The organism is Pseudomonas sp. DF11 (assembly GCF_058148565.1).
This window is the reverse complement of record NZ_JBYVYN010000007.1, coordinates 200,610-226,403: the sequence shown is the minus strand read 5'-3', so window position 1 is coordinate 226,403 and position 25,794 is coordinate 200,610. Positions and strand designations below refer to the sequence as shown.

Annotated in this window: 27 protein-coding genes; 14 read left to right on the top strand and 13 right to left on the bottom strand. The window is 59.8% G+C overall.

Annotated features, from left to right (window positions below; all coding sequences use genetic code 11):
* Positions 1-48 precede the first annotated feature (48 nt).
* The gene (locus AC30D9_RS21075; RefSeq protein ID WP_003205410.1) at positions 49-309 is read right to left on the bottom strand and encodes a YebG family protein; all 261 of its coding nucleotides are present in this window, start codon (positions 307-309) and stop codon (positions 49-51) included.
* 306 nt (positions 310-615) lie between these two features.
* On the opposite strand from AC30D9_RS21075, the gene AC30D9_RS21070 reads away from it, so the two are divergent.
* The gene (locus tag AC30D9_RS21070) at positions 616-1,116 is read left to right on the top strand and encodes a phosphate-starvation-inducible protein PsiE (protein WP_047699631.1); all 501 of its coding nucleotides are present in this window, start codon (positions 616-618) and stop codon (positions 1,114-1,116) included.
* Here the strand turns inward: AC30D9_RS21070 and AC30D9_RS21065 are convergent.
* On the bottom strand, positions 1,113-1,430 hold the full coding sequence (locus AC30D9_RS21065; protein ID WP_134925753.1) for a DUF3509 domain-containing protein: 318 nt from the start codon (positions 1,428-1,430) through the stop codon (positions 1,113-1,115). The genes AC30D9_RS21070 and AC30D9_RS21065 overlap by 4 nt on opposite strands.
* 507 nt (positions 1,431-1,937) lie before the next feature.
* Between AC30D9_RS21065 and AC30D9_RS21060 the strand changes: the two genes are divergently transcribed.
* A complete protein-coding gene (locus AC30D9_RS21060) occupies positions 1,938-2,348 on the top strand; it encodes an HPF/RaiA family ribosome-associated protein (RefSeq protein WP_134925752.1) in 411 nt (136 codons plus the stop codon).
* Between the two features lie 402 nt (positions 2,349-2,750).
* Here the strand turns inward: AC30D9_RS21060 and AC30D9_RS21055 are convergent, their stop codons facing one another.
* The gene (locus AC30D9_RS21055; protein WP_134925751.1) at positions 2,751-3,626 is read right to left on the bottom strand and encodes an AraC family transcriptional regulator; all 876 of its coding nucleotides are present in this window, start codon (positions 3,624-3,626) and stop codon (positions 2,751-2,753) included.
* A 139-nt stretch (positions 3,627-3,765) separates the two neighbouring features.
* Between AC30D9_RS21055 and AC30D9_RS21050 the strand changes: the two genes are divergently transcribed.
* Complete coding sequence (locus tag AC30D9_RS21050; RefSeq protein WP_490144766.1) at positions 3,766-4,668, top strand: DMT family transporter; 903 nt, start codon at positions 3,766-3,768, stop codon at positions 4,666-4,668.
* Between the two features lie 45 nt (positions 4,669-4,713).
* Here AC30D9_RS21050 and AC30D9_RS21045 read toward each other — a convergent pair whose 3' ends face one another.
* The 5 genes from AC30D9_RS21045 to norR all read right to left on the bottom strand — a co-directional run bounded on the left by AC30D9_RS21045 (position 4,714) and on the right by norR (position 9,863).
* Positions 4,714-5,685, bottom strand: coding sequence for a 2-hydroxyacid dehydrogenase (locus tag AC30D9_RS21045; RefSeq protein WP_490144765.1), 972 nt, complete (start codon positions 5,683-5,685; stop codon positions 4,714-4,716).
* Between the two features lie 229 nt (positions 5,686-5,914).
* Positions 5,915-6,664, bottom strand: a complete 750-nt coding sequence (locus AC30D9_RS21040) for a YkgJ family cysteine cluster protein (RefSeq protein WP_134925747.1) — start codon at positions 6,662-6,664, stop codon at positions 5,915-5,917.
* A gap of 79 nt (positions 6,665-6,743) precedes the next feature.
* A complete protein-coding gene (locus tag AC30D9_RS21035; protein ID WP_134925746.1) occupies positions 6,744-7,073 on the bottom strand; it encodes a hypothetical protein in 330 nt (109 codons plus the stop codon).
* Between the two features lie 119 nt (positions 7,074-7,192).
* Positions 7,193-8,095 (bottom strand): chemotaxis protein CheV, encoded by a 903-nt coding sequence (locus AC30D9_RS21030; protein ID WP_030139917.1) that lies wholly within the window; start codon positions 8,093-8,095, stop codon positions 7,193-7,195.
* Between the two features lie 211 nt (positions 8,096-8,306).
* Positions 8,307-9,863 carry a nitric oxide reductase transcriptional regulator NorR gene (norR, locus tag AC30D9_RS21025; protein WP_134925745.1) on the bottom strand — a complete coding sequence of 519 codons (1,557 nt, stop codon included), beginning with the start codon at positions 9,861-9,863 and terminating at the stop codon, positions 8,307-8,309.
* Positions 9,864-10,015: 152 nt separating this feature from the next.
* On the opposite strand from norR, the gene hmpA reads away from it, so the two are divergent.
* The 9 genes from hmpA (at position 10,016) to AC30D9_RS20980 (ending at position 18,443) form a co-directional block, all read left to right on the top strand.
* The gene (gene hmpA / locus AC30D9_RS21020; RefSeq protein WP_307574529.1) at positions 10,016-11,197 is read left to right on the top strand and encodes an NO-inducible flavohemoprotein; all 1,182 of its coding nucleotides are present in this window, start codon (positions 10,016-10,018) and stop codon (positions 11,195-11,197) included.
* A 320-nt stretch (positions 11,198-11,517) separates the two neighbouring features.
* Positions 11,518-12,027, top strand: a complete 510-nt coding sequence (locus AC30D9_RS21015) for a disulfide bond formation protein B (protein ID WP_109754837.1) — start codon at positions 11,518-11,520, stop codon at positions 12,025-12,027.
* A 774-nt stretch (positions 12,028-12,801) separates the two neighbouring features.
* Positions 12,802-13,749, top strand: a complete 948-nt coding sequence (cyoA, locus tag AC30D9_RS21010) for a ubiquinol oxidase subunit II (protein WP_134925742.1) — start codon at positions 12,802-12,804, stop codon at positions 13,747-13,749.
* A 3-nt stretch (positions 13,750-13,752) separates the two neighbouring features.
* The gene (gene cyoB / locus AC30D9_RS21005) at positions 13,753-15,783 is read left to right on the top strand and encodes a cytochrome o ubiquinol oxidase subunit I (RefSeq protein WP_057451772.1); all 2,031 of its coding nucleotides are present in this window, start codon (positions 13,753-13,755) and stop codon (positions 15,781-15,783) included.
* 3 nt (positions 15,784-15,786) lie between these two features.
* A complete protein-coding gene (locus AC30D9_RS21000; RefSeq protein ID WP_134925741.1) occupies positions 15,787-16,413 on the top strand; it encodes a cytochrome o ubiquinol oxidase subunit III in 627 nt (208 codons plus the stop codon).
* On the top strand, positions 16,414-16,749 hold the full coding sequence (cyoD, locus tag AC30D9_RS20995) for a cytochrome o ubiquinol oxidase subunit IV (protein ID WP_025211927.1): 336 nt from the start codon (positions 16,414-16,416) through the stop codon (positions 16,747-16,749).
* 11 nt (positions 16,750-16,760) lie between these two features.
* Complete coding sequence (gene cyoE, locus AC30D9_RS20990) at positions 16,761-17,648, top strand: heme o synthase (protein WP_109754834.1); 888 nt, start codon at positions 16,761-16,763, stop codon at positions 17,646-17,648.
* 139 nt (positions 17,649-17,787) lie between these two features.
* A complete protein-coding gene (locus AC30D9_RS20985) occupies positions 17,788-18,132 on the top strand; it encodes a toxin (RefSeq protein ID WP_307574522.1) in 345 nt (114 codons plus the stop codon).
* Positions 18,129-18,443 (top strand): helix-turn-helix domain-containing protein, encoded by a 315-nt coding sequence (locus AC30D9_RS20980; RefSeq protein ID WP_003205391.1) that lies wholly within the window; start codon positions 18,129-18,131, stop codon positions 18,441-18,443. The genes AC30D9_RS20985 and AC30D9_RS20980 overlap by 4 nt, the downstream gene beginning before the upstream one ends.
* Positions 18,444-18,683: 240 nt before the next feature.
* Here the strand turns inward: AC30D9_RS20980 and AC30D9_RS20975 are convergent, their stop codons facing one another.
* The 4 genes from AC30D9_RS20975 to AC30D9_RS20960 all read right to left on the bottom strand — a co-directional run bounded on the left by AC30D9_RS20975 (position 18,684) and on the right by AC30D9_RS20960 (position 22,538).
* A complete protein-coding gene (locus AC30D9_RS20975; RefSeq protein WP_212801428.1) occupies positions 18,684-19,388 on the bottom strand; it encodes a hypothetical protein in 705 nt (234 codons plus the stop codon).
* A gap of 138 nt (positions 19,389-19,526) precedes the next feature.
* Positions 19,527-20,270, bottom strand: coding sequence for a DUF72 domain-containing protein (locus AC30D9_RS20970; RefSeq protein ID WP_490144764.1), 744 nt, complete (start codon positions 20,268-20,270; stop codon positions 19,527-19,529).
* Between the two features lie 92 nt (positions 20,271-20,362).
* A complete protein-coding gene (locus AC30D9_RS20965) occupies positions 20,363-21,376 on the bottom strand; it encodes a sensor domain-containing diguanylate cyclase (protein WP_134925738.1) in 1,014 nt (337 codons plus the stop codon).
* A 244-nt stretch (positions 21,377-21,620) separates the two neighbouring features.
* The gene (locus AC30D9_RS20960; RefSeq protein WP_134925736.1) at positions 21,621-22,538 is read right to left on the bottom strand and encodes a LysR family transcriptional regulator; all 918 of its coding nucleotides are present in this window, start codon (positions 22,536-22,538) and stop codon (positions 21,621-21,623) included.
* A 97-nt stretch (positions 22,539-22,635) separates the two neighbouring features.
* Between AC30D9_RS20960 and AC30D9_RS20955 the strand changes: the two genes are divergently transcribed.
* Positions 22,636-23,811 (top strand): aspartate aminotransferase family protein, encoded by a 1,176-nt coding sequence (locus AC30D9_RS20955; RefSeq protein WP_490144763.1) that lies wholly within the window; start codon positions 22,636-22,638, stop codon positions 23,809-23,811.
* 151 nt (positions 23,812-23,962) lie between these two features.
* Positions 23,963-24,697, top strand: coding sequence for a YiaD family glycine zipper/OmpA-like lipoprotein (locus AC30D9_RS20950; RefSeq protein ID WP_490144762.1), 735 nt, complete (start codon positions 23,963-23,965; stop codon positions 24,695-24,697).
* Between the two features lie 242 nt (positions 24,698-24,939).
* Here the strand turns inward: AC30D9_RS20950 and ehuA are convergent, their stop codons facing one another.
* A complete protein-coding gene (gene ehuA / locus AC30D9_RS20945; RefSeq protein WP_307574721.1) occupies positions 24,940-25,734 on the bottom strand; it encodes an ectoine/hydroxyectoine ABC transporter ATP-binding protein EhuA in 795 nt (264 codons plus the stop codon).
* Positions 25,735-25,794 lie beyond the last annotated feature (60 nt).

The window sequence follows — 25,794 nt, the reverse complement described above, 5'->3', positions numbered from 1 at the left end:
GGCAGCGCCTACGCGGTGTAGGCTCTGCCGAAGGCGGCGATCTCTTGGTCATTCGTCCGACGGGTTGAGCAGTTCGGACAAGGCGTCCGGCTGGCTCTTGAAAGCCTTGGCGAACACATCACGATTCTTCGCCATGTAGATCCCGGCTTCCTCGACCTGTTGCTCGCTCAGCGATGGAACGGCTTTTTGCAACACCTCCGCAAGCAATTCGGCGAGTTCCAGCATTTTGTCATGACGGTCAGCTTCGGCTTTATCCATGAACAAGCGCTCCAGATCTCGGCTGCTGCGGTATACCACTTCGACGGCCATTCACCACCTCACATGCCTTCACATTGGTTGTCTTTGTGACTACTGTATTTATATACAGGCAAAAGAATAAGCGAATCCTTTTGCTTTGGATAGTGGCTTTTTAATGTAGACCGGTTTCTGTATGTGAGAGCAAAAGCTTGTACAGGAACAAAGCCTGCTCGCGATAAGCCGCATTACGCTCATAAAAGTGCCGGATACAAGCCTATCGCCATCTCACTCTCAGTCGCTGGCCTTTTTTCTGCATGCAGAACAACCGTCACGTCCAACCCGCATCATCCGGTCGAGCCGACCTAAGGAAACTACATCGTGAAAATCAACTGGGCCGAGAATTTGCGCCAGAACGTCCATCAACTGGCCGAATCCCTGGGAAACCTGTTCGTCGAGACCTTCCACTACCTGGCGCTGTTCGCCATCGGTGCGGTGACCGCGTGGGCAGCGGTGATGGAATTCTTGCAGATGATCGAGGCAGGACACATCAAGATCGATGACATCCTGCTGTTGTTCATCTACCTGGAATTGGGGGCGATGGTCGGGATCTACTTCAAGACCAACCACATGCCGGTGCGGTTTCTGATCTACGTGGCGATCACGGCGCTGACACGGCTGCTGATTTCCAATGTTTCCCATCACAGCCCACCAGACCTGGGGATCATTTACCTGTGCGGAGGCATCCTGCTACTGGCGTTTTCGATCCTGGTGGTGCGCTACGCCTCATCGCAATTCCCTTCGGTCAAGATCGAGCACCCGCACCGCAAGGTTGGCGCGGGCTCCAGTGAGCATGCCGAAGTGGAGAAAGGAGAAATCTAAATCCCGGCGGCAGAGGGTGCTGGCCCTTGTGCATGCGGTGGTGGCAGCTTGATGTTGTCACCGCCGGTCATGGCTTCGAGGATGGCCACGGCGCTGTGGCCTTGCTCGATGGCGATACCGAACTGAATGCTTTGTACCAGGCGTTTGAGTCGCTCCGGGTCGTTGCGCTGCTGGGCGCTGATCATGCGTTTGGCGACGACGCGCCCGCTCTTGGACAGGGTCAGCATGATGCTGCCATCCAGGCCCTGGATACTCAGGTTGATTTGATAATGCGGCGCAAAGGCGTCGGTAATGATCTGAAAAGGGTTGTCCATGATGCGTCACCGCCTGATTGAACGTGCAGTTGTTGACCGGCCGTGATCGGGATTAGTTCGCAACACCGGACCATCGGCCATTCCATGATCGTGTTCATCTCAAGATTCCCGGGCCGGGCAGGCCCAGGATCAAAAGACCGCAGCCTGCGGCAGCTCCTGCATAGAGTTAGCAAGTGGCATGCCGGAAAAACTGTCGGACAATGATCGCGGAGCCTGGGCGCCGAACGCTCTGGAATGCGGCCGTGGCCGCTGCCCGTTTCGGGGCAATAACGCGCGGATGTTCGTTGACGGTGCAGGAGGCAGGGACGATTTGCGCTGGATAGGCAGGGCAGGGGTAACTCCCGACATTAACAGCGCTTTTGCTCGTTGTCCGGCTTTATTTGCGTATGAATATTTATCTTTTCCCAGGGGTTGAATTGTTCCTCCGCCAGCCCGACTCTGTATTCAAGGGGCCGTTGCATCAACGTCGATGGCCCCCGGCGAGCTAGCTGAAATAAGGGATGAACTATGCAAATCCAAGTCAACAGCGATAACCATATTCAAAGCAGCATCCGACTGGAGGAGTGGGTACGTACTACCATCGAAAGCACGCTCGAACGTTATGAAGAGGACCTGACACGGGTCGAGGTTCACCTGCGGGACGAGAACGGCGACAAGCCAGGTCCCCATGACCTGCGTTGCCAGCTTGAAGCACGGCCGAAGGGCCATCAGCCGATTTCCGTGACGCACAAGGCCGAATCGCTGGAACTGGCGATCGAAGGTGCGGCCACCAAACTTGAAAATGCTCTGGAGCATTTGTTCGGCAAACTGCGCGGCAAGCGCGCCCCCGTTGATAAGCCGAGCGAATCCGCAGCCCTGGCCGATGCAATGCTGGAAGAAGAATTCCTCGAGAACGAACGGGCTTCGCTTCACGGCTGAAACCCGTCCATTTCAATTCCGACTGAACAACGGGCCTGCAATTGCAGGCCCGTTTTGCTTTTGTATGTGACCCGTTATCTGGAGAAACGCAGTCGATGGGAGAGCGAGCCTGCTCGCGATAGTGGCGGGGCAGCTTGCATGGATGTTGGATGTGCCGACGTCATCGCGAGCAGGCTCGCTCCCACACTGGATCTTCAGCGGATTTGAGTTTCATGTTCAGCATAGAACTCCTGTGGAGCGAGCCTGCTCGCGATAGTAGTGGGGCAGCTTGCATGGATGTTGGATGTGCCGACGTCATCGCGAGCAGGCTCGCTCCCACACTGGATCTTCAGTGGATTTGAGTTTCATGTTCAGCATAGAACTCCTGTGGGAGCGAGCCTGCTCGCGATGGCGATGCCGGGGCTAGCGCAAAAACGCCTGCCGATACTCCCCGGGCGTCGCGCCCAAGGCCTGGCGGAACCGGTTGGTGAAGTGGCTGGCGCTGGCAAATCCGCAAGCCAGCGCTACGTCGCCCAGCGGTTGTGAAGTGGTGCGCAGCAAATGCCTTGCGCAGGTCAAGCGTCTGGCCAGTACGTACTGATGGGGAGGCAACCCGAAGCTTTCGCGGAACATCCGCGCGAAGTGGTATTCGGACAACGCACACAGCGCCGCCAATTGCCCAAGGCTGATGGCGTCGGCCAGGTGGCTGTCGACGTAGTCCACCAGCAACCGCCGCTGGTGAGCGGCCAGGCCGCCCTTGAGGCGAAGCCCCTGGCGCTGGCCCACCTGGTTGAGCAGCAGGTGGTCGAGCAGGTCGTGGGCCAGGCTGGTGGTCAGCAGGCGTTCGCCCGGTTCATCCCAGTTCAGCGCGATCAATTGGCGAAAACGCTGTGCCTGTCGCGGGTCGTCGAGGAATGTCTCCTCGTGCAATTGCACCTGCCGAGGCTCGCGGTCCAGCAGCGTGATGCAACCCAGGGCGAATTGTTCAGCGCTGAAATACAGGTGGGCGAGGCGAATGTCGCCGTTGATGACCCAGGCTGATTCATGCCCGGCCGGCAGGATGCAGAGTTTGTCCGGCGCCCCCGTGGTGTCGGGCCGTTCGCGGCGAAACGTGCCGGTACCGCCGGCGATGTAGCACGACAGCGTATGGTGGGTCGGCGCCTCATAGTCCCGGGCGTCGTGATGATTGCTCCACAAAGCGGCCGCCATGCCGTCCCCGAGCTCGGCACTGTGCTCCAGGCGAGCATTGGGCGAGCTGTTGAGGGCTTGAAAGACTTGCAGGGTTTGCAGTGTGGGCATGATCGGTTCTCTCCAACGCCTTGCATCCTACTCCGTCGATGGGGGTGTGCCAGCCTGTCGGTCGACAAAACCGCAAGTTTACGCAAGTGCCGCAGGCGCAGTGGCGTGACACTGGTTGCCATTGTCAGGAGTCGTCGCCATGAACCTTTCGTTGTATCTGCTCACCGTGCTCATCTGGGGCACCACCTGGATTGCGCTGAAATTGCAATTGGGCGTGGTCGCCATTCCCGTGTCGATTGTCTATCGTTTCGGCCTCGCGGCTCTGATTCTGTTTGCGATGCTCTTGCTCAGCCGCCGCCTGCAAGTGATGAACCGGCGTGGCCATTTGATTTGCGTTGCCCAGGGCCTGTGTCTGTTCTGCATCAACTTCATGTGTTTCCTGACCGCCAGCCAGTGGATCCCCAGTGGGTTGGTCGCCGTGGTGTTTTCCACCGCCACGCTCTGGAACGCCCTCAATGCCCGTGCGTTCTTCGGTCAGAGGATCGCGCGCAACGTGCTGTTGGGTGGTGCCCTGGGTCTGCTGGGGTTGGCGCTGCTGTTCTGGCCGGAGCTGGCCGGCCACAGCGCAAGTCCGCAAACCTTGCTTGGGTTGGCGCTGGCGTTGCTGGGGACCTTGTGTTTCTCGGCGGGCAACATGCTCTCGAGTCTGCAACAGAAAGCCGGTCTCAAGCCGCTGACCACCAATGCCTGGGGCATGGCCTACGGCGCGGCCATACTGTCGCTGTGGTGCCTGTTCCAGGACATCCCGTTCAACATGGAATGGAACACGCGCTACATCGGTTCGCTGTTGTACCTGGTGATCCCGGGGTCGGTGATCGGCTTTACCGCCTACCTGACGCTGGTGGGGCGCATGGGGCCGGAGCGGGCGGCGTATTGCACGGTGTTGTTCCCGGTGGTGGCGTTGAACGTCTCGGCGTTTGCCGAGGGCTATCAATGGACCGCGCCGGCATTGGTGGGATTGGTCCTGGTCATGCTGGGCAACGTGCTGGTATTTCGCAAACCGCGACCAGCGCCAGCCAATGTGGTCTTGGGCGCTCGCTGACTCGAAAGCAATGGCAGGCCCGCCCGACAGGGCCTGCCAGGCGGGTTACTTCCAGACTTGCGGGTTGACCAGGTTCTGCGGTCGCTTGCCCAGCAAAGCGCTGCGCAAGTTATCCACAGCAAGATTGGCCATGGCTTCGCGGGTTTCGTGGGTCGCCGAGCCGATATGGGGCAGGGTGACGGCGTTCTTCAACTGGAACAGCGGCGATTCGGCCAACGGCTCTTTCTCGTAGACATCCAGCCCGGCACCGCGGATGTGATTGTTTTGCAGGGCTTCGATCAACGCCGGTTCATCCACCACCGGGCCACGGGAAATGTTGACCAGGATCGCGCTCGGTTTCATCAGGCTCAGTTCGCGCTGGCCGATCAGGTGGCGGGTCTTTTCGCTCAATGGCACCACGAGGCAGACAAAGTCTGCCTCGGCCAGCAACTGATCCAGCTCGCGAAATTGTGCGCCCAGCTGGTTTTCCAGTTCGGTCTTGCGACTGTTACCGCTGTAGAGGATCGGCATGTTGAACCCCAGCCGCCCACGCCGGGCAATGGCCGCGCCGATATTGCCCATGCCGACGATACCCAGGGTCTTGCCATGCACATCGCAGCCGAACAATTGCGGCCCGACTGTCGCCTGCCATTGCCCGGCCTTGGTCCAGGCGTCCAGCTCGGCTACGCGACGGGCACTGCTCATCAGCAGGGCGAAGGCCAGGTCGGCGGTACTTTCGGTGAGTACGTCGGGGGTGTTGGTGAGCATGATCCCGCGCTCATTGAAGTAGGCCAGGTCATAGTTGTCGTAGCCCACCGAGACACTGGAGACCACTTGCAGGTTCGCAGCGTTCTGCAGTTGCTCGCGGCCGAGCTTGCGACCGACTCCGATCAGCCCATGGACGTGGGGCAGGGCTTCGTTGAACTGTGCGTTGATATCGCCCTTGGACGGGCTCGGCACGATCACGTCGAAGTCCTGTTGCAGGCGCTCGACCATCTGGGGCGTGATACGGCTGAAGGCAAGTACGGTTTTTTTCATCGTGCAAGGCTCGTCTGGGAGAAGATACCAAGCACGCTAACATTCCTGGTGAAGGTTAGGCGAGAGGGGAGTTTGATTGGGATATCGCAAACTGCCCCTGTGTACGGGCTTGCTCGCGAAGATGCCGGCTCAGCTTGCATTGGTGTTGAATGCCAGACCGTTTTCGCGAGCGAGCCCGCTCCCACATTTGATCTGTGGTGGGCTCTGATTTTGTAGCTTCTGAAAGTCCCTATGCAGCCCGCAGGGAAATGAAGGCGTAGTTGACGGGTGCTTCGGTGACAACGCTTGCTCCACTGGCCGCTACTTGGCTGGCAATGTCGTCACCGGACAGGTGGAACTGCCATTCGCCAGCCTCTTGGTCCAACGGTTGCGAGCGGGCCTGATCGATAGCGGCGGCAAACGCCGCCATGTTCGGCAGGTAGGCCGTGAATCCGTCGCCCTTCAACGCCGTCGTGTGGATGCCCAGGGACACACAGATGCGTTCCTTGATCGCGATTTCCTCACGATCGGCCTGGCGTGAACGCTCGATCAACCGGGCCAGTTCCGGGTCCACCAATTCACCGCCAAGTATCAACTGCGGCCCGGTTTCCCACGACTCCGGCGGGCAATCCTTGGTGGCGGTATTGAGCGGGATGTGTGGATTGATTTCCATGGGGTAAATACGGCAGACCAAGGGCCTGCGTTCATAGATGCGGCATAGGTTGTCGGCGTCCAGATTATGGCAAGGGCCGGCGTTATAGGCGGCGAAGGTGATCGCCACGAGGGCCTCGCAATTGCCGCTACGGACCACCGCCGAGCGTCGTTCGGCATGTTCACGTTGTGCCACTGGAAGGCCAAGGCCGTTAGGCAGAAAGGCCTCGACCAGGACGATCACCTGGCCGCCGTCATTGGCCCACATCCTGGCTTCGTCGAGGGTCAGAGGAACGTGATGGCCGGTACAGCATTTACCGCACCCTACACAGGAAAACGTTGTATTCATTGATCGACCGAAGGCAATAGGCTGAAAGCGGCGCCAGAAAAACGCCGCGATAAGCCCCGGGAAGCAAGTTATGCGCCATTCATCGAGGGGCGTCGGTCGGGCGGATCGAGTCCCATTCGGTCACGTAGGCGGTCGCGGTTTTCTTGCGATAGAGGCACAACTCGGTGCCGGTGGCGCCTTTCATGTGTTTCTGTGGGTATTGGCCTTGCAGCAACAGCGCGGTGTAGCCCACCCGGTCGTCGAATTGCGCGGCGGTGCCAACGGGTTTGGGGTCTTTAAGGCCGCTGGCCTTCAGGCAACTGGCGAGCACTTTTTTGTCGTAGGCGGCCCAGGCGTCAGGGCTGGAAGCCTGAGCCTGAAAAGCCATGGCGGCAGTGAGGCCGAGGAGGATCAGCGCAGGGGCTTTCATCAACAATGTCCTTGTTCAGGGGGAGCCAGGGCAGGAGTATGCCTGAGATCGGGACAGTGTTCAGAGGCCGCGAAGAGCGCAGCCTCGTTGAGCTTGGCCCGCGTCGACGCGGGAGGGTCTCAGCGCCCTTGTTCGGCGACGGCCTTGGCCGCTGTGATCAGGCACTTGGTCAATTCGGGCGACGAGAACTTGGTGAGCACCCCATTGGCGCCGGCCAGCCGCGCTTTCTCGCTGTTCATGGCGCTGTCGAGGGAAGTGTGCAGCAATACGTAGAGGTGAGCGAAGTCCGGCGTTTCGCGCAGGGTTCGGGTGAGGGCGTAGCCGTCCATTTCCGACATTTCGATATCGGAAACGATCAGGTTGATCTCCTGGGCAGTGCCCTGCAGTTCCAGCAGACAGTCGATGGCTTCCTTGGCGCTGCGGGCGGTGTGGCATTGCAGGCCCAGGTTGCGCAAGGTGTGCACCGATTGTTGCAGCGCGACCTGGCTGTCATCGACCACTAGGATCCGGGCGTTGCCCAGGACTTCGGCGTCTTCCATGCTCAATTCGGTCGGCGCGGTTTCGATCTGCGCCGGTGCGATGCCGTGGATGACCTTTTCGATATCCAATACTTGCACCAGTGTGCCATCCACCGAGGTCACGCCGGTGATGAACGCCCGTACACCGCCGGAACCGTAGGGCGGCGGTTTGATGTCGGTGGTCAGGCAATGCACGATCTTGCTTACCGCCTGCACATGCAGGCCCTGTTTGGAGCGGCTGACGTCGGTGACGATCAGGCAGCCGCCATCCGGATCTTCCAGCGGCCGCTCGCCAATGGCGCGGCTCAGGTCGATCACCGACAACGACGTCCCGCGCAGGGTGGCGATGCCTTTGACGTGCGGATGCGACTCCGGCAGCTTGGTCAACGGTGGGCAGGGAATGATTTCACTGACCTTGAGCAGGTTGATTGCCATCAGCTTGCCGCTGCGCAAGGTAAACAGCAGAAGCGAAAGTGAATCTGCGCGGGCTTTGTTGGAAGACATAAAAACCTTCTGTGGAAAAAGGTGGGGCGAGCAAACAGATCGCCAGAACAGCTTGTGATATCGGGTTATCGACTTGTCGGGGGCAGGCTTTAGGGCGAAAACCATCGACAGTCATTTTCAAGCCAATGACTTGTGGACACACACCTTGTGGCGCGGGGATTTATCTGTTGCAAGGGGACTTGTCTGTGGCGGTTGGCAGCAACAGAAGGGGTTATCTAAGCCCCAACCGTTTTGCCATCCGCCCCAGGTTCGCTCGGTCCAGGCCCAGCTCCCGGGCGGCGCTGGCCCAGTTGTGCCGATGACGCTCCAGGCAGGCAGCGATCAGTTGGCGCTGGAACTCGTCCACCGCTTCGCGCAGGTCCCCCCTCACCTGCGCCATGGCCGGCGCCGGACTGATGGACGAAGGGGCGGGGTTATCCACAGGAGCCTGGGGCAAATCCAGGTCCTGGGCGCTGAGGCTGAGGATTTTCGGGCGTGTCGCGCAGCGGCCCAAGGCCTTCAGGGCGCTGCGGCCGATCAGGTGTTCCAGCTCGCGCACGTTGCCCGGCCAGTCGTAGGCCAGCAATGCAGCCTGGGCGTCGCTGGTCAGGCGCAGGCTGCCCAGGCCCATGCGCGAACGATTTTGCTCAAGGAAAAAACCGCTGAGCAGCAGCACGTCCCGCCCACGATCCCGTAGCGCCGGCACCTGCAACGGATACACACTCAAGCGATGGTAGAAGTCGGCCCGATAACGCCCATTGCGCACTTCTTCGGCAAGGTCGCGATTGGTGGCCGCGATCAGGCGTACATCGACCCGATGTTCCTTGTCCGAGCCCAAGCGTTGCAATTGGCCGCTCTGCAGCACTCGCAGCAACTTGGCCTGGACGGTCAGGGACAGCTCACCCACTTCATCGAGGAACAAGGTGCCGCCGTCGGCCAGTTCGAACTTGCCACGCCGGTCGTTCGTGGCGCCGGTGAAGGCACCTCGTACATGACCGAAGAGTTCACTTTCCACCAGCGTATCCGGCAGGGCGGCGCAATTGAGGCTGATGAGTGGCTGCTCGGCGCGTTTTGACGCGGCATGGATCGCCTGGGCGACCAGCTCCTTGCCCACACCGGTTTCGCCCGTGATCAGTACCGTCAGGTCACTGCCGCCCACCAGCGCGATCTCTTCCACCAAGCGCTTGTGGGCCTTGCTCTGGCCGACCATGTCGCGTGGTTGCTGGCCGCTGGCCTGGCGATAGACCTCGGCGCGACGGTGCTCGTCCTCGGCCTTCAAGGCCAGGCGCTCGATGCGCTCGGCGGCGCTGACCGTCGCGGCGGCGAGGCTGGCGAAGGCTTGCAGGGCACTCAGGTCGATGGGCTCGAAGCGCTCCGGGTCAAGAGAGTCGAGGGTCAGCAGGCCCCAGGGGCGCTCGTCGACGAACAGCGGACAACCCATGCAGTCATGGACCTCCAGATGCTCGGCCAGCCCCTCGACCAGCCCGTCGTACGGATCGGGCAGGCCGCTGTCGGCGGCGAAGCGGGTGGGCTGCGGGTTGGCCAGCAGTGCTTCGAAGCGTGGATGTTCGCTGACCCGGAACCGCCGGCCCAGTGTATCGGTGCTCAAGCCATCCACGGCGAGCGGCACCAGGCAGTCGCCGTCCAGGCGCAACAACGCCGCCGCATCGCAGGGCAGCAGGGCGCGCAAGGTGCCGAGCAGGCGACGATAGCGTTCGCCTTCAGGCAATTCGCGGGACAGATCGGCCACCAGTGGCAGCAGGGAGGTCAGCAGGGCGGTTGCGGTCATAATGACTCCATGTAGTCGTAACGACTATAAACCGAGCCGTGTCTTTATGACTGCATTGTTTTTAACTTGCTGATATTAAATGGAAAAATTTATGGCATGGAAACTGATAAGGCTTAGGCAACTGTTATCGATCATACGCCAGGAGTCACCCTATGCTCAGTCAAGAAGAACGCGCCATCATTCGCTCCACCGTTCCGTTGCTTGAAAGCGGGGGTGAAGCGTTGATCACTCACTTCTATCGCATGATGCTGTCCGAGTATCCGCAGGTGCGCCCGCTGTTCAACCAGGCTCACCAGGCCAGTGGCGATCAACCGCGTGCCTTGGCCAACGGTGTGTTGATGTATGCACGGCACATTGACCAGCTCGATCAACTGGGCGACCTGGTGGCGAAGATCGTCAACAAGCACGTTGCCCTGCAAATCCTGCCGGAACATTACCCGATTGTCGGCTCGTGCCTGTTGCGGGCAATCGCCGAAGTGCTGGGTGCGGAGATCGCCACCCCGGAAGTGATTGCAGCGTGGGGCGCAGCCTACAACCAGTTGGCCGATATCCTGATCGGCGCCGAAGCCGGCATGTACGACAAGAAGGCCGAGGCACCGGGCGGCTGGCGTGGCGAACGTGAGTTCATCCTGACGGACAAGGTCCAGGAGAGCTCGGAGATCACCTCGTTCTACTTTGAACCTGCGGACAAGGGCCCGATCCTGGTGGCCGAACCGGGCCAGTACATTGGCATGAAACTGGTGCTCGATGGCGAGGAAGTGCGCCGCAACTATTCACTGTCTGCCCTGGCGGACAATGGTCAATACCGTATCAGCGTCAAGCGCGAGCCGGGTGGGCGGGTGTCCAATCACCTGCATCATCATTTCGATGTCGGTAATCGCATCCAGTTGTTCCCGCCGTCCGGGGATTTCTACCTGACCGCCAGCGACAAGCCGTTGGTGCTGATCAGCGGCGGCGTCGGCATCACCCCGACCCTGGCCATGTTGCAGGCGGCGCTGCAAACCGAGCGGCCGGTGCATTTCATTCACTGCGCGCGTAATGGCCGTGCCCATGCTTTCCGCGACTGGATCGACGACCTGGCCAAGCGGCATCCGCAGCTCAAGCGCTTCTACTGCTACGACGAAGACGACGGCTTGAGCCCGGCGGCCGACAAAGTAGGGCTATTGAGCCAGGAGCAACTGGCGCAATGGCTGCCCCAGCAACGTGACCTGGACGCCTATTTCCTCGGGCCGAAGGGTTTCATGGGAGCGGTCAAGCGCCACCTCAAGGCCCTGGGCGTACCGGAGCAGCAGAGCCGTTACGAGTTCTTCGGCCCGGCGGCGGCGCTGGAATAAGGTCGCGGCTAATCCGGGGAACCGGGTTGGCCTCATCGCGAGCAGGCTCGCTCCCACAGGGGATTTGTGGTGGACACGATTCCTGTGAACGCCACAAAAAACTGTGGGAGCGAGCCTGCTCGCGATGGCATTGGCCGGTCCGCCTCCTGTCCAACTGCCAGAATTAATCTCCGCTTAACCTTCTTGCGGTCTATTCCCCTCCAATGTCGACGCCCGCTGCTCGTTCACTGTCATGGTCTGCGTGTAGACTTCGGGCATCCGAGCGCGCGCCCGGGTGTTGCCGTGCTGCGCGTCGATCCATGCAGACAAAGGGAAACGCAATGAGTGAGGAAATGATGCGGTTAGGCCGTGAGCGGCGCTATCTGGTGCTGCTGGGGCTGATCTGCCTGGCGCTGATCGGCGGTGCGCTGTACATGCAGGTGGCCCTCGGTGAGGCGCCATGCCCGCTGTGCATTCTGCAACGCTATGCGTTGTTGCTAATCGCGATCTTCGCCTTCATTGGCGCAGCCATGCGCACCCGCCGCAGCCTGACGATCTTCGAAGGCCTGGTGGTGCTCAGCGCCCTGGCCGGTGCCGGAGTGGCGGGGCATCACGTGTATACCCAGTTTTTCCCCGCGGTCAGTTGCGGCATCGACGTGTTGCAACCGATTGTCGATGACCTGCCGCTGGCGAAGATCTTCCCGCTGGGCTTCCAGGTCGATGGCTTTTGCTCCACCCCCTATCCACCGATCCTGGGTCTGTCCCTGGCGCAATGGGCGCTGGTGGCCTTCGTGTTGACAGCGGTGCTGGTGCCGTTGCTGGTGTCGCGTAACCGTAAACAGATTCGCTGAACCGCCTCGATGAAACGCCCCGGTTTCTCTCCAGGAGAGCCGGGGCGTTTTGCGTTTCACTCTCGAGCCGGGTCGTCCTTGACCCGGGGCAAGAATGGCCTGCGACAATGTGCGACACGTTGTCACATATCTTGAGGCGCTCAGCCTTTGCGAAGACGATTAAGCACTTCTTCCTGTAATAAAAAATCATGAGCTTTCGCCACAAGCCTACCGCTGGCAGCAGGCATTTTTAACAGCGAAGCGTGCGGCGCCAAAAGCCCCGAAAAATGGGCGCTTGCCGGGCAAAAAAGCGCTTGGTAGTCCTCCCGAGCTGTCTAAATCGGGCGTAGTAGACCTACGTTTTTTGGGGTTCTTGTTGAGAATTAATTTCGATAACATGCTGCCCCGTTGCAATATCGGCAAGAGATTGTTGCCGGATCGGATAAAAATTATTTCGGGATGAGACATGGTCTACAGCGCGTCAGCTCACTACAATCGCCCGCACCGATTTTCCGACCCGGCTCAGCTTGAGCACGAGAGTGGTCGAAGGGCGCCAGCGCCCCATGCGACCCCAGGTGTCGGTGCCTCCAACTATCCGCACCAAATGGAATTGGGCTTGAACTAGGCCTTTGACCAACGAATAAGAACTCACTGCTGGCCCAGGATGTGTCGAACAGCCGCTGACGTTCGACGGGCAGCCCTTATTCAATCCAAGAAAATGCCAACCCTTGGCAGGGTGAAGTGTTGGCGATCAAAACCCAACTGCATTGCGCAAGCTGCTTTAGAGGTCGTGAGATGAGTAAAAACAGGTACCCCCGATTACTAGGCTTGCTGCCGCTGCTCGGCACGTTGTTGCTGGGAGGCTGCAACATGACCCTGCTCGATCCCAAGGGCCAGGTCGGCCTGGATGAACGAAACCTGATCATCACCGCCACGCTGCTGATGTTGCTGGTCGTCGTGCCGGTTATCGTCATGACTTTCCTGTTCGCCTGGAAATACCGCGCATCCAACACCAATGCCACCTACACGCCGAAGTGGTCGCACTCGACCAAGATCGAAGTAGCGGTGTGGACGATCCCGGTGCTGATCATCATTGCCCTGGGTTACGTCACCTATAAGTCGACTCACGCCCTGGACCCATATCGTCCGCTGGATTCCGACGTCAAGCCGATCACCATTGAAGTGGTCTCGATGGACTGGAAGTGGCTGTTCATCTATCCGGAACAAGGCATCGCCACCGTCAACAAGATCGTGTTCCCGGCCCATACGCCGATCAACTTCAAGGTCACCTCCGACACCGTGATGAACTCGTTCTTCATCCCGGGCCTGGGCGGCCAGATCTACGCGATGGCGGGCATGCAGACCAAGCTGCACTTGATCGCCAACCAGAACGCCGAACTCGACGGTATCTCCGCCAACTACAGCGGCGCGGGTTTCACCGGCATGAAGTTCAAAGCAATCGCCACGACCCAGGAAGATTTCGACGCCTGGGTCAACGATGTGAAGAAGGCACCTAAACAGCTTGAAAAAGCTGAATACGAAGCCCTTTCCAAACCGAGCCAGAACAACCCAGTCGAACTCTACTCGTCGGTTACGCCGAACCTGTTCCAGACCATCATCGACAAATATGAAGGGATGAATCCGGGCAAGCCGATGCACCACGAGAAGAACGAAAAGGAAGTGGCTCACAACATGGAAGGGATGGACATGAGCTCGCATTCAGCTGCCGGGGCAGAGGAGTAAACGATGTTTGGTAAATTAAGTTGGGAAGCGATCCCGTTCCACGAGCCGATTGTCATGGTGACCCTCGCCATCATCGCGCTCGGTGGTCTGGCATTGTTTGCAGGCATCACTTATTTCAAGAAGTGGACCTACCTGTGGACCGAGTGGCTGACTTCGGTCGACCACAAGAAGATCGGCGTGATGTACATCATCGTCGCCATGGTCATGCTGCTGCGCGGTTTTGCCGACGCCATCATGATGCGTACCCAGCTGGCCATGGCCACCGAGGGTTCGCCTGGCTACCTGCCGCCTGAACACTATGACCAGATCTTCACCGCCCACGGTGTGATCATGATCATCTTCATGGCGATGCCATTCTTCACCGGCCTGATGAACCTTGCAGTGCCGCTGCAGATCGGCGCGCGTGACGTGGCCTTCCCGTTCCTGAACTCCTTGAGCTTCTGGCTGCTGGTGTCGGGCGTGGTGCTGATCAACCTGTCCCTGGGCGTTGGCGAATTCGCCAAGACCGGTTGGGTTGCCTATCCGCCGCTGTCGGGCCTGCAATACAGCCCGGGCGTGGGGATGGATTACTACATCTGGGCGCTACAGCTATCCGGGTTGGGTACGACGCTGACGGGGGTCAACTTCCTGGCCACCGTGGTGAAAATGCGTACCCCGGGCATGAAGCTGATGGACATGCCGATCTTCACCTGGACCTGCACCTGGGCCAACGTACTGATCGTCGCTTCCTTCCCGATCCTGACCGCCACCCTGGCACTGCTGACGCTTGACCGTTACATGGATTTCCACATTTTCACCAATGAACTGGGTGGAAATCCGATGATGTACGTCAACCTGTTCTGGGCCTGGGGTCACCCCGAGGTGTACATCCTGATCCTGCCGGCGTTCGGTATTTTCTCCGAAGTCATCTCGACCTTCTCCGGCAAGAAACTGTTCGGCCACCACTCGATGATCTACGCCAGCGGCGCGATCTCGGTACTGGGCTTCATGGTCTGGCTGCACCACTTCTTCACCATGGGTTCCGGGGCCAGCGTCAACGCCTTCTTCGGCCTGGCGACGATGCTGATCTCGATCCCGACCGGGGTGAAGCTGTTCAACTGGCTGTTCACCATCTATCAGGGCCGCCTGCGTTTCACCAGCCACGTAATGTGGACCCTGGGCTTCATGGTGACCTTCGCCATCGGCGGCATGACCGGCGTACTGCTGGCCATCCCGGGTGCTGACTTCGTGCTGCACAACAGCCTGTTCGTGATCGCGCACTTCCACAACGTGATCATCGGTGGCGCCGTGTTTGGCTACATCGCCGGTTTCGCCTTCTACTTCCCGAAAGCGTTCGGCTTCAAGCTGCACGAAGGTTGGGGCAAGGCTGCGTTCTGGTTCTGGATCACCGGTTTCTTCGTCGCGTTCATGCCGCTCTATGTACTGGGCTTCATGGGCATGACCCGTCGCCTGAACACCACCACCAACCCTGAGTGGGTGCCGTACCTGTACGTCGCCATGTTCGGTGCGGTGATGATCGCAGTCGGTATCGCCTGCCAGCTGATCCAGCTGTATGTCAGCGTGCGCGATCGCAACAAGCCAGAGAACATGTGCGAACACGGTGACCCGTGGAATGCCCATACCCTGGAATGGTCGACCTCTTCGCCACCGCCGTTCTACAACTTTGCCGTGCTGCCAAAAGCGGACGTCATCGACCCGTTCACCGAAGCCAAGGAAAACGGCACAGCGTACCCGGTCCCGGCCAAGTACGAGCCGATCCACATGCCCAACAACACCGCCACCGGTGTGGTCATGGGCGCGCTGCTGACCGTGTTCGGTTTCGCGATGATCTGGCACATCTGGTGGCTGGCCATCGCCAGCCTGGTCGGCACCGTGGTGTATTTCGCCATCCATGCCGCCCGTGACGATCAGGGCTACATGGTGCCGGTGGATGTCATCGAGCGCATCGAAGCCGAGCAGCACAAACGTCTGGTAGCGGCCGGGAAAGTCCCAGCCACCGCCACCCGTGTTGAAACCTCGTTGGAACAGGCTTAAACCATGTCGAACTTAGTGACCAATGTTGGACACGCCCATGGTCATGACCATGGGCACGATGACCATCACCACGACTCGGGCGAGATGACCGTATTCGGTTTCTGGCTCTACCTGATGACCGACTGCATTCTGTTCGCGTCGATCTTCGCAGCGTACGCGGTGCTGGTTAACAACGTCGCCGGTGGCCCGTCGGGCCACGACATCTTCGAGCTGCCGTACGTACTGGGCGAAACCGCGCTGCTGCTGTTCAGCTCGATCACCTACGGCTTCGCCATGCTGGCGTTGTTCAAGGGCAAGAAAACCCAGGTACTGGGCTGGCTGGCCATGACCTTCCTGTTCGGTGCCGGCTTCATCGGCATGGAGATCAACGAGTTCCACATGTTGATCTCCGAGGGCTTCGGCCCTAACCGCAGCGGCTTCCTGTCCGGGTTCTTCACCCTGGTCGGTACCCACGGTCTGCACGTGACCAGCGGCCTGATCTGGATGGCGATCATGATGTACCAGGTCCAGAAAAACGGCCTGACCGCCACCAACAAGACGCGCCTGAGCTGCCTGAGCCTGTTCTGGCACTTCCTGGACGTGGTGTGGATCTGCGTATTCACCGTTGTTTATCTGATGGGGACCCTGTAAATGGCTAACGCTCATTCCCATGATGGCCACGACGCCGGCCACGGCAGCGTCAAGTCCTACGCCATCGGTTTCATCCTGTCGGTGATCCTGACCGTCATTCCGTTCGGCCTGGTGATGTACCCGACGCTGCCCAAGAGCCTGACCCTGTGGATCATCCTGATCTTCGCCGTGGTCCAGGTACTGGTGCACCTGGTGTACTTCCTGCACCTGGACCGCTCCGCCGCCCAACGTAACAACGTGGTCGCGTTTGTCTTTGCCGCGATCGTGATTGTCCTGCTGGTTGGCCTGTCGTTGTGGATCATGTTCAGCATCCACACCAACATGATGGCGCACTGAGGAAAATCCGGATGTCCCTGAAGCACTTTATCCAAATCACCAAGCCGGGGATCATTTTCGGTAACGTGCTTTCTGTGGCAGGCGGGTTTTTCCTGGCCTCGAAAGGGCATGTCGATCTGGCCATCTTCCTGGCGGCGATGATCGGCACTTCCCTGGTGGTGGCGTCCGGTTGCGTGTTCAACAACTGCATCGACCGTGACATCGACATCAAGATGGAGCGCACCAAGAACCGCGCCCTGGTCCAAGGCCTGATTCCGGTACAACTGGCCCTGGTGTTCGCCACGGTGCTGGGCGTGGCCGGCGTGGCGCTGTTGTACTGGGTCGCCAACCCATTGGCGGCGCTGTTCGCGGTGATCGGTTTTGTCATCTACGTCGGCCTCTACAGCCTGTACCTCAAGCGCAAGTCGGTCCACGGCACGCTGGTGGGCAGTCTGTCGGGGGCGATGCCACCGGTGATCGGTTACGTCGCGGTGAGCAACAGCTTCGACATGGCGGCGCTGACGCTGCTGGTGATGTTCAGCCTGTGGCAGATGCCGCATTCCTATGCCATCGCGATCTTCCGCTTCAACGACTACCTGGCAGCCTCGATTCCGGTGCTGCCGGTCAAGCGCGGTATCCGGGTGGCGAAGAAGCACATCCTGCTCTACATCCTGGCTTTCCTCGTGGCGACCTTGATGCTGACCTTCAGCGGCTACGCCGGCATGAGCTACCTCGCCGTCGCCGCCGCCATGGGCATGTACTGGCTGTACATGGCCTGGACCGGCTACAAGGCGGTGGATGACACGGTCTGGGCACGCAAGCTGTTCGTGTTCTCGATCTTCACCATCACCGCCCTGAGCGTCATGATGTCCCTGGACTTCAAAGTGCCGAGTGAGCTGCTGCTGACTTACGCGCCTTAAGCTTCAGACGCTGCACAAAAAGCCCCGCCTTCGAGAGAAGCGCGGGGCTTTTTTTTCTAGAAGGACATGGATGGACTGTCATTCGTCGCAATAGATTATGGTTTGTTGAGCTATACGCAATTTGCCTATAGTTTCTGCCATGCGTACCCTATTCTTTGAAACGACTACGTTCACCGCCACGGTTGGCCATTACCTGACTGATGATGAGTATCGCCTGCTTCAGTCCTATATGCTGGAGCATCCAGAAGTCGGTGACGTCATGCCACGTACCGGCGGCTTTCGTAAGCTGCGCTGGTTCGATGAACGTCGTGGCAAAGGGAAGCGCGGTGGGTTGCGAGTCATTTACTATTGGCTCATGAACGATCGTCAGTTTTGGATGTTCGCGATTTATGACAAGGACGAGTTGGTAAACCTGACCTCCGAGCAAGAGAAGATGCTCAAGCGCGCCATAGAAGCTGAGTTGAAAGTACGAGGTACCTTATGAAAAAGCGCGATCTGTTTGCCGAGATGATGCAAGGCGTCGAGGAGATGGCCGCTCACCGCGAGGGCAAGATTACCCTTCGCCAGATATCGATCGAAGACAAACCGGTTCCCGAGGTGTCGGCCCAGGAAATCGTGGCTTTGCGCGATAAGCTCCATATGTCCCAAGCCGTTTTCGCCAAGAGCATCAGGACCAGTCCAGGTACCCTGAGAAATTGGGAGCAGGAAAAATCCAAGCCTAACGCCCAGGCGGCTTTGTTGATCAAACTGGTCGAGAAGTTTCCAGACATGGTCGAACGGCTTGGCGCTGTTTGAACAGCTGACACCCATGAAAAAGCCCCGCCTTCGACACAAGCGCGGGGCTTTTTCATGGTGTTGTCGGTGTTTCCTTGGTGGACACATGGTCGACAAACACCGCTGATCCATTGTGGGAGCGAGCCTGCTCGCGATGAGGCCGGCACATTCAACATCGATGCAAGCTGAACCACCGCTATCGCGAGCAGGCTCGCTCCCACAGGTGTTTGTGGTGGACTCGTAACCTCCTGAAAAGAAGGCTTATTGCTGGGCGATGCTATAGCCGTCGAATGCCTTTTGCTGTTGCAGGGCGGTGACGATGCTTTTGCGGGTCACCGGTTGTTCGGTGCCGTCGTTGTCCAGGAAGGTTTCGCTTTCCAGCTCGGCTTCTTCGCCTTCGCCGACAAAATTGAAACCGAGGAACTCGAAGGCTTCACGGTCAACGTTCGGCTTGGAGCGTGGTGTGCGCAAGGGCAGGGTCACGCTGATGCCGTCCTTGCTGATGACAAACACTTCGGCTTCCTTCTTGGCCCGCGAGGCCTTGCCCTTGCTGCCGCTTGGGTTACTGATGGCCTGGTGGGTCTGGTTCAGCACTTTCAGGGCCAGGCCGTAGACCAATTCCTGGAACGACGGATCGTCCTTGTAACTGGAGAGGATGCGGCTGATCGGGAAGCGGCTGCTCAGGTCTTCCAGGGCCGCGAAATCGGCGGCTTCGGCGTCCTTGAGCTGCTTGAGCTGGCCCATCAGTTCGTAGGCCTTGTCGTCGTCGAACGCATCGTGAGCCTGGCGAATGGCGTTGCGCAGTTCGCGGATCTGGTCGCTCTCGCGGTTCGACTGGAACGCATCGAGGACCATCTCACTGATGGTTTTGGCCTGGGGCAGATGCTGTGAAAGATTGATGGAGTTTTCGTATTCCGCTTTGGACGACAGGGTGACTACGGATTCAGCGGTATTGGAATCGGACATTGAAATTTCACTACTTCTGTTAGCGGGATGAGGCGAGAAAGGCATTGAGCTTTTTTCCGGTCGCCTAATCTATTGGACGCGGACGGTGTTGTCACGGTCGGACCAGCGACAGGTTGGCTTTTGTTGCCGGTCCTGGCTTCAATCCCGCATCAGCTCCAACAATCGCAAGGCATTGGGCGTTGCGGCGCCACTGGCAGTGTTGTCAAAGATGCACCAGGTCGGTGTGTCGGCCCCGGTCTTCAATTGCCGGGCGAGCCGTTCCAGCCAGGAATCATCGTATGGGGAATAGTAAATTCGCGGTGAGCCGTGCAATCGGTAGTAACGGACGCCAGGCCAGCCTGCCGGTCGATCGCAACCGGGTAATGGCGAGGGATCGGCGGCGACGCGGCCGATGTGCTGGGTTTGCAGCATTGCCTCCACCGTTGGCGCGAGCCAGCTCGGATGCCGGGGTTCAAGCACGGCGTGCCCCTGGTAACGGTCGCGCAATGCGGTGAAGAATGCTCCGGCCACTGCGGCATCGAAGGCCAGTGACGGGGGTAACTGGATCAGCAGGCAGCCGAGTTTTTCTGCCAATTGCGAGCATTGCCCCAGAAAATCATCCATAAGCCCTTCGCAATCGAGCAGCCGCCGTTCATGGGTGATCTGCTTCGGCACTTTGACCGAGAAGCGAAAGTCCGGGGTGACGCTCTCGGCCCACTTTGCGTAGGTGGCGGGGCGGTGTGGGCGGTAGAACGAACTGTTGATCTCCACCGCCGGGAACCGTGCGCTATAGCGCTGCAGATGGGTGCCTTCGACGGGAAAGGCCGACCATTGCTCCCGGGGTAACGACCAACCGGCGCAGCCCAGATAAAGGTTTGAAGGGGAGGGGGATCGAGTCGACAAGTGCGCGGACCTGATTGCAAGCGTTACAACCTATGACCGCTGCAAGCGCCGCAAAGATGCATTCATTTTCGCCGCGGACTCCGAGCCCGGTTTCATTGGCAGATCACATTCTTGCCGGCCACCTTGGAGCGATACAGCGCCTGGTCCGCCCGGTCCAGCAGCGCCGCTTGTTGTTCATCGTCGAAGCGCTGGACCACGCCAAAACTCATGGTGATCTGAAAATCGCCCACCGGCAGCAGGTCGGACAATCCACGGCGAATGGTTTCGGCCATCAGGCAGGCGTCGGTCAGGGAGGTGTTGGGCAAGATCATGATGAATTCGTCGCCGCCCCAGCGTACCAGCAGGTCGCCGTCGCGCTCGCAGCGCTTGACGCTCTGCACCACTTGCACCAGCGCCGCGTCGCCGAAGGCGTGGCCGTAGCGATCATTGATGTCCTTGAAATCGTCGACATCCATGGCGATCAGCGATAAAGGTTCGCGAAAGCGCTGGGCACGCTCGCAGGCCAGTGGCAGCGCTTGCTCCAGGCGATAGCGGTTGGCGACCAGCGTCAGTGCATCGGTCTCGGCGAGTCGACGGTTTTCCTCGAGTTGAATCTGTAATTGTTGGTTGACCCGGGACAGTTCGCGGGTGCGCTCTTCGATCACTGCTTCCAGGGACTTGTTGCGCCGCTCCAGTTGCTCGAACAAGCGCTTCTTGTCGTCGATACTGCGATGGGCGCCGATCATGCGCGCCACCGTGCCGTCAGGATTGCGTGCGATCACGTAGCCGCGATCCTCGATCCAGATGTAGGAACCGTCGCGCGTGCGGCAGCGATATTCGGCCTGGTAGCCGTGGGATCGTTGTTCCAGGTAGTCGTCGAACAATGCCATGACCCGTGGATAGTCATCCGGATGGATCACGCTCTCCCAGGTCAGCACGGTGTTTTCCAAGGTATGAGGCATGTAGCCAAGCATCGTGTACCAGCCGGGATTGCGATAGACGAAGCCGGTGTTGGCATTCCAGTCCCAGATGCCATCGCTGACCAGTTCCAGGATGGTGTGCAGTACGCCTTCGTCCAGATCGGACAAGTCGAACCGCAGCATGTCGATGTTCGAGGCATCTCCCATCGTCGTTTCCTCAATCAGCCTTGATGTCAAAATGCTTGTCCAAGGAGAAAGAGTAGCTGATGGGGCGCGGGCGTCACTAGCGGGGGATGTTCAGACGGGGTTCGCTTTTGTGGCGAGGGGATTTATCCCCGTTGGGGCGCGTAGCGGCCCCCAAAGTCATCAAACCCGACTCGCCTGCTATGTGAACCGACAGCCTTGGGGGTTGCTGCGCAACCCTGCGGGGATAAATCCTCTCGCCACAACATCACTCGGCTGTGGGGTGGGGTTTGCCCCATTTCTCCAACGCAAACTCAACGAAACTGCGCAGCTTCGGCAGGCGGTAGCGATCCTGCGCGTACATCAGGCTCATCGGCCGATGGGGCAACTGGTAACCCTGCAACAACGTCACCAGGTGCCCCTCCTTCAGATCCTGAGCCACCAGCGCATCGGGCAGCATCACCACGCCCATCCCGGCCAGGGCGGCGCGATGCAGGCCCGAGGAGCTGTTGATCAGCATCGGTCCGTTCACCGGGATCTTGATCTCGCCTTGCGGGCCATTGATCGGCCAGTGATCCTGGGCAAAGCGCCATTCGTCTGCTGCCGAATAGGCGAACGACAGGCAGTCGTGCTGTTGCAGGTCCGCGGGTTTTTCCGGCGTGCCTCGCCGGGCCAGGTAAGCAGGGGAGGCGCAGATGGTCAGGGTGTAGTCCATCAACGGACGGGCAATCAGTTTCGGGTCGGGATGGCCAAGGCGGATGGCCACGTCGAAGCCATGGTCGAGCAGGTCCAGGCGCTGGTTGGTCAGCACCACGTCGAGCTTGACCTGCGGGTAACGTTGGCTGAACTCGGCCAGCGCCGGCGAAAGGCGTTCGGTACCAAAGGTCAGTGGTGCGGTGATGCGCAGGGTGCCGGTGGGCTCGCCCTGGGCCTGTTCGGCCAGGCGTTCGGAATCGGCCACCAACCCCAGCACTTCCAGGCAACGCTGGTAGTAGGCCGAGCCGAATTCAGTCAGGCGCTGGCGCCGTGTCGTACGGTTGATCAGGCGCACGCCGAGGCGTTGCTCCAGCGCCCGCAGATGATTGCCCACCATGGTGGTGGACATCTCGCAGGCCTGGGCCGCCGCTGTCAGGCTGCCGGTTTCCACCACTTTTACATAAACGGTCATTGCCTGGAACAGGTCCATTATCAAGCTCGGCTTTTAAATGATTGAAGTAAAGCGACGTTTATCCAGCCTCGGTGGCTAACCATACTGGAAAAAACCACCCAATGGAGCCTGAGCCATGACCGCTGCCTGCCTGATGACCACTTACCAACCCCTGGCGCTGAATTTCACCCATGGCTTGGGTACGCGCCTGTGGGACCAGGACGGCCGCGAATACCTCGATGCGGTGGCGGGTGTGGCGGTGACCAATGTCGGCCATTCCCATCCTCGGCTGGTGGCCGCCATCAGCGAGCAGGCCGGCTTGCTGTTGCACACGTCCAACCTGTACAGCATCGATTGGCAGCAGCGCCTGGCGCAAAAGCTCACTCAGCTGTCCGGGCTGGAGCGGGCGTTTTTCAACAACTCGGGCGCCGAGGCCAACGAAACCGCACTGAAACTGGCGCGCCTCTATGGCTGGCACAGGGGCATCGAGCAGCCGTTGGTGGTGGTGATGGACAATGCATTCCACGGGCGCACCTTGGGTACCATGTCTGCCAGCGACGGCCCGTCCGTGCGGCTGGGTTTCAATCGGTTGCCGGGGGATTTCATCAAGGTACCGTTTGGCGACCTCGCGGCGTTGGAAGAGGTCCAGCAGGCTCATGCCGAGCGCATCGTTGCGGTACTGGTGGAGCCGATCCAGGGCGAGAGCGGTGTGCAACTCGCCCCGCCAGGTTACCTCAAGGCCTTGCGGCAGTTGTGCAGCCGGCGTGCCTGGCTGTTGATGCTCGACGAGATCCAGACCGGTATCGGTCGCACCGGCCAATGGTTCGCGTTCCAGCACGAAGACATCGTGCCGGACGTCATGACCCTTGCCAAAGGCTTGGGCAACGGCGTGCCCATCGGTGCCTGCCTGGCGCGGGGCAAGGCTGCCGAGTTGTTTACTCCTGGCAGCCATGGCAGCACCTTTGGTGGCAATCCACTGGCCTGTCGGGTCGGTTGCACGGTGCTGGACATCATTGAGCAACAAGCGCTGGTGGACAACGCCAGGCACCAGGGCGAACAACTGCTGAATCGGCTGCGGATCGAGTTGGCGGACAACCCCAATGTGTTGGCGATTCGCGGCCAGGGCTTGATGATCGGCATCGAACTCAAGCAACCGGTCCGCGACCTGACCCTTCGCGCCGCCCGGGACCACGGGCTGCTGATCAATGTCACCCGGGGCCAGACCATCCGCCTGCTGCCGCCGTTGACGATCGATGGGCGCGAAGTGGAGATGATTATCAGGGGCGTAAGCCGCTGTCTGGCGCAGGGTTGAGGGGCGTTCGCCCGGACGACGGTTTTTATCGGGTAGCCGGGCGAAACGCAACGCAGCGGGACGGAATTTTTAACGATTGCCGCGTTCCAACGCCTGCCAGAGTCGATTGCCTACGCCCTGGCACTTCAGACTGAAAACCCAGGAGCATTCCATGTTCACCTCGCGTCGCTTGATCGTTGTCGCTACTGCTGTGGCCCTGTTGTCCGGCTGTGCGTCGCCTAACCCCTATGACAACCAGGGCCAGGCCTCTACCGAATCGTCGGGCATGAGCAAAACCGCCAAGTACGGTGGCCTCGGAGCACTGGCGGGGGCGTTGGCCGGTGCGGCCATCGGTCACGATAACCGTGGCAAGGGGGCATTGATCGGCGCGGCGGTGGTGGGGGCTTCCGCGGCCGGCTACGGCTACTACGCCGACCAGCAGGAAAAGAAACTGCGTGCGAGCATGGCCAATACCGGTGTTGAAGTGCAGCGCCAGGGCGACCAGATCAAGCTGATCATGCCGGGCAACATCACCTTCGCCACCGACTCGGCGAACATCGCCTCCAGCTTCTACCAGCCGCTGAACAACCTGGCCAACTCCCTCAAGGAGTTCAACCAGAACCAGATCGAAATCGTCGGTTACACCGACAGCACCGGCAGCCGCCAGCACAACATGGACCTGTCCCAGCGTCGTGCCCAGAGCGTGGCGACCTACCTGACGTCCCAAGGCGTGAGCGGTGCCAACCTCTCGGCCCGTGGCGCCGGCCCGGACAACCCGGTGGCGAGCAACGCCGATGTCAATGGTCGTGCGCAGAACCGTCGGGTCGAGGTGAACCTCAAGGCTATTCCGGGCCAGAATTACCAGCAGGCACCGCAGCAGGGCCAGACTTACCAGCAATATCCATAACCGCTGGGCGATAAATGAAACGGAGGGCCATGCTTGCATGGCCCTCCTTTTTTTGTCAGTTTCCTCCAGCTCGGCGCTGAACCTTTTGTGGCGAGGGGATTTATCCCCGCTGGGGCGCGAAGCGGCCCTCAAACCAAGTCACCCGGTGTGTCAGGCTGACTGAGCCGGTTGTTTTGGGGCTGCTGCGCAGCCCAGCGGGGATAAATCCCTTCGTCACAACAGTGTTCACTCTAGTGGGTAGATTAGTTCGCCTCTTTTACCGCACTCAAGAACGCACAGGTACGCTCCTGCTGCGGGTTTTCGAAGATCTGCGCCGGCGTGCCCTGCTCATGGATCTGCCCTTTGTAGAAGAAGCACACCCGGTCGGCGAACTCCCGGGCGAAGCCCATCTGGTGGGTCACCATCAGCATCGTCAGGTTGTGTTCGGCTCCCAGTTTGCGGATCACATTCAGCACCTCGCCGCACAGCTCCGGATCGAGCGCCGAGGTCACTTCGTCGAACAGCATCACCTTGGGTCGCATTGCCAGCGCCCGGGCAATCGCCACCCGTTGTTGCTGGCCGCCAGACAACTGCGACGGATAATGCTCGAGCTTGTTGCCCAGGCCCACCAGTTCCAGCAGATCGGCGGCGCGTTCCCGGGCTTCTTTCGGGTTCATGCCCAGCACCTGCACCGGCGCCTCGATCACGTTCTGCAACGCGGTCATGTGGGGGAACAGGTTGAAGCTCTGGAACACCATGCCGATCTTGCCGCGCACCCGGCGGATGTGCCGGTCGTTGGCCGGCACCAATATGCCGTTGCGGTTTGGCATGTGGGTCAGTGAGTCATCCTCGATGCGGATCTGGCCCTGGTCGATGCCTTCCAGGGTCATCAACACCCGCAGCAGCGTGGACTTGCCCGAGCCGCTGGGGCCAATGATCGCGACCTTTTCTCCCGGTGCGACATCCAGGTTCAGATGGTCGAGCACCGTGAAGCTGCCATAGCTTTTGGTCACGTCCTGGAAACTCACGATCGGCCGGGACGAGATGGGGTCTTGCATGGCCGGGGCCTCCTGCTGCGACGCCAGCGTACTGCGCCGGGACAAATCGGTGGGCGTGGA

Excerpts from the sequence above, each read along its gene's own strand:
- AC30D9_RS21075 (WP_003205410.1), bottom strand. The coding sequence starts at position 309 with ATGGCCGTCGAAGTGGTATACCGCAGCAGCCGAGATCTGGAGCGCTTG.
- AC30D9_RS21065 (WP_134925753.1), bottom strand. The coding sequence starts at position 1,430 with ATGGACAACCCTTTTCAGATCATTACCGACGCCTTTGCGCCGCATTAT.
- AC30D9_RS21060 (WP_134925752.1), top strand. The coding sequence starts at position 1,938 with ATGCAAATCCAAGTCAACAGCGATAACCATATTCAAAGCAGCATCCGA.
- AC30D9_RS21055 (WP_134925751.1), bottom strand. The coding sequence starts at position 3,626 with ATGCCCACACTGCAAACCCTGCAAGTCTTTCAAGCCCTCAACAGCTCG.
- AC30D9_RS21050 (WP_490144766.1), top strand. The coding sequence starts at position 3,766 with ATGAACCTTTCGTTGTATCTGCTCACCGTGCTCATCTGGGGCACCACC.
- AC30D9_RS21045 (WP_490144765.1), bottom strand. The coding sequence starts at position 5,685 with ATGAAAAAAACCGTACTTGCCTTCAGCCGTATCACGCCCCAGATGGTC.
- AC30D9_RS21040 (WP_134925747.1), bottom strand. The coding sequence starts at position 6,664 with ATGAATACAACGTTTTCCTGTGTAGGGTGCGGTAAATGCTGTACCGGC.
- AC30D9_RS21035 (WP_134925746.1), bottom strand. The coding sequence starts at position 7,073 with ATGAAAGCCCCTGCGCTGATCCTCCTCGGCCTCACTGCCGCCATGGCT.
- AC30D9_RS21030 (WP_030139917.1), bottom strand. The coding sequence starts at position 8,095 with ATGTCTTCCAACAAAGCCCGCGCAGATTCACTTTCGCTTCTGCTGTTT.
- norR (WP_134925745.1), bottom strand. The coding sequence starts at position 9,863 with ATGACCGCAACCGCCCTGCTGACCTCCCTGCTGCCACTGGTGGCCGAT.
- hmpA (WP_307574529.1), top strand. The coding sequence starts at position 10,016 with ATGCTCAGTCAAGAAGAACGCGCCATCATTCGCTCCACCGTTCCGTTG.
- AC30D9_RS21015 (WP_109754837.1), top strand. The coding sequence starts at position 11,518 with ATGAGTGAGGAAATGATGCGGTTAGGCCGTGAGCGGCGCTATCTGGTG.
- cyoA (WP_134925742.1), top strand. The coding sequence starts at position 12,802 with ATGAGTAAAAACAGGTACCCCCGATTACTAGGCTTGCTGCCGCTGCTC.
- cyoB (WP_057451772.1), top strand. The coding sequence starts at position 13,753 with ATGTTTGGTAAATTAAGTTGGGAAGCGATCCCGTTCCACGAGCCGATT.
- AC30D9_RS21000 (WP_134925741.1), top strand. The coding sequence starts at position 15,787 with ATGTCGAACTTAGTGACCAATGTTGGACACGCCCATGGTCATGACCAT.
- cyoD (WP_025211927.1), top strand. The coding sequence starts at position 16,414 with ATGGCTAACGCTCATTCCCATGATGGCCACGACGCCGGCCACGGCAGC.
- cyoE (WP_109754834.1), top strand. The coding sequence starts at position 16,761 with ATGTCCCTGAAGCACTTTATCCAAATCACCAAGCCGGGGATCATTTTC.
- AC30D9_RS20985 (WP_307574522.1), top strand. The coding sequence starts at position 17,788 with ATGCGTACCCTATTCTTTGAAACGACTACGTTCACCGCCACGGTTGGC.
- AC30D9_RS20980 (WP_003205391.1), top strand. The coding sequence starts at position 18,129 with ATGAAAAAGCGCGATCTGTTTGCCGAGATGATGCAAGGCGTCGAGGAG.
- AC30D9_RS20975 (WP_212801428.1), bottom strand. The coding sequence starts at position 19,388 with ATGTCCGATTCCAATACCGCTGAATCCGTAGTCACCCTGTCGTCCAAA.
- AC30D9_RS20965 (WP_134925738.1), bottom strand. The coding sequence starts at position 21,376 with ATGGGAGATGCCTCGAACATCGACATGCTGCGGTTCGACTTGTCCGAT.
- AC30D9_RS20960 (WP_134925736.1), bottom strand. The coding sequence starts at position 22,538 with ATGGACCTGTTCCAGGCAATGACCGTTTATGTAAAAGTGGTGGAAACC.
- AC30D9_RS20955 (WP_490144763.1), top strand. The coding sequence starts at position 22,636 with ATGACCGCTGCCTGCCTGATGACCACTTACCAACCCCTGGCGCTGAAT.
- AC30D9_RS20950 (WP_490144762.1), top strand. The coding sequence starts at position 23,963 with ATGTTCACCTCGCGTCGCTTGATCGTTGTCGCTACTGCTGTGGCCCTG.
- ehuA (WP_307574721.1), bottom strand. The coding sequence starts at position 25,734 with ATGCAAGACCCCATCTCGTCCCGGCCGATCGTGAGTTTCCAGGACGTG.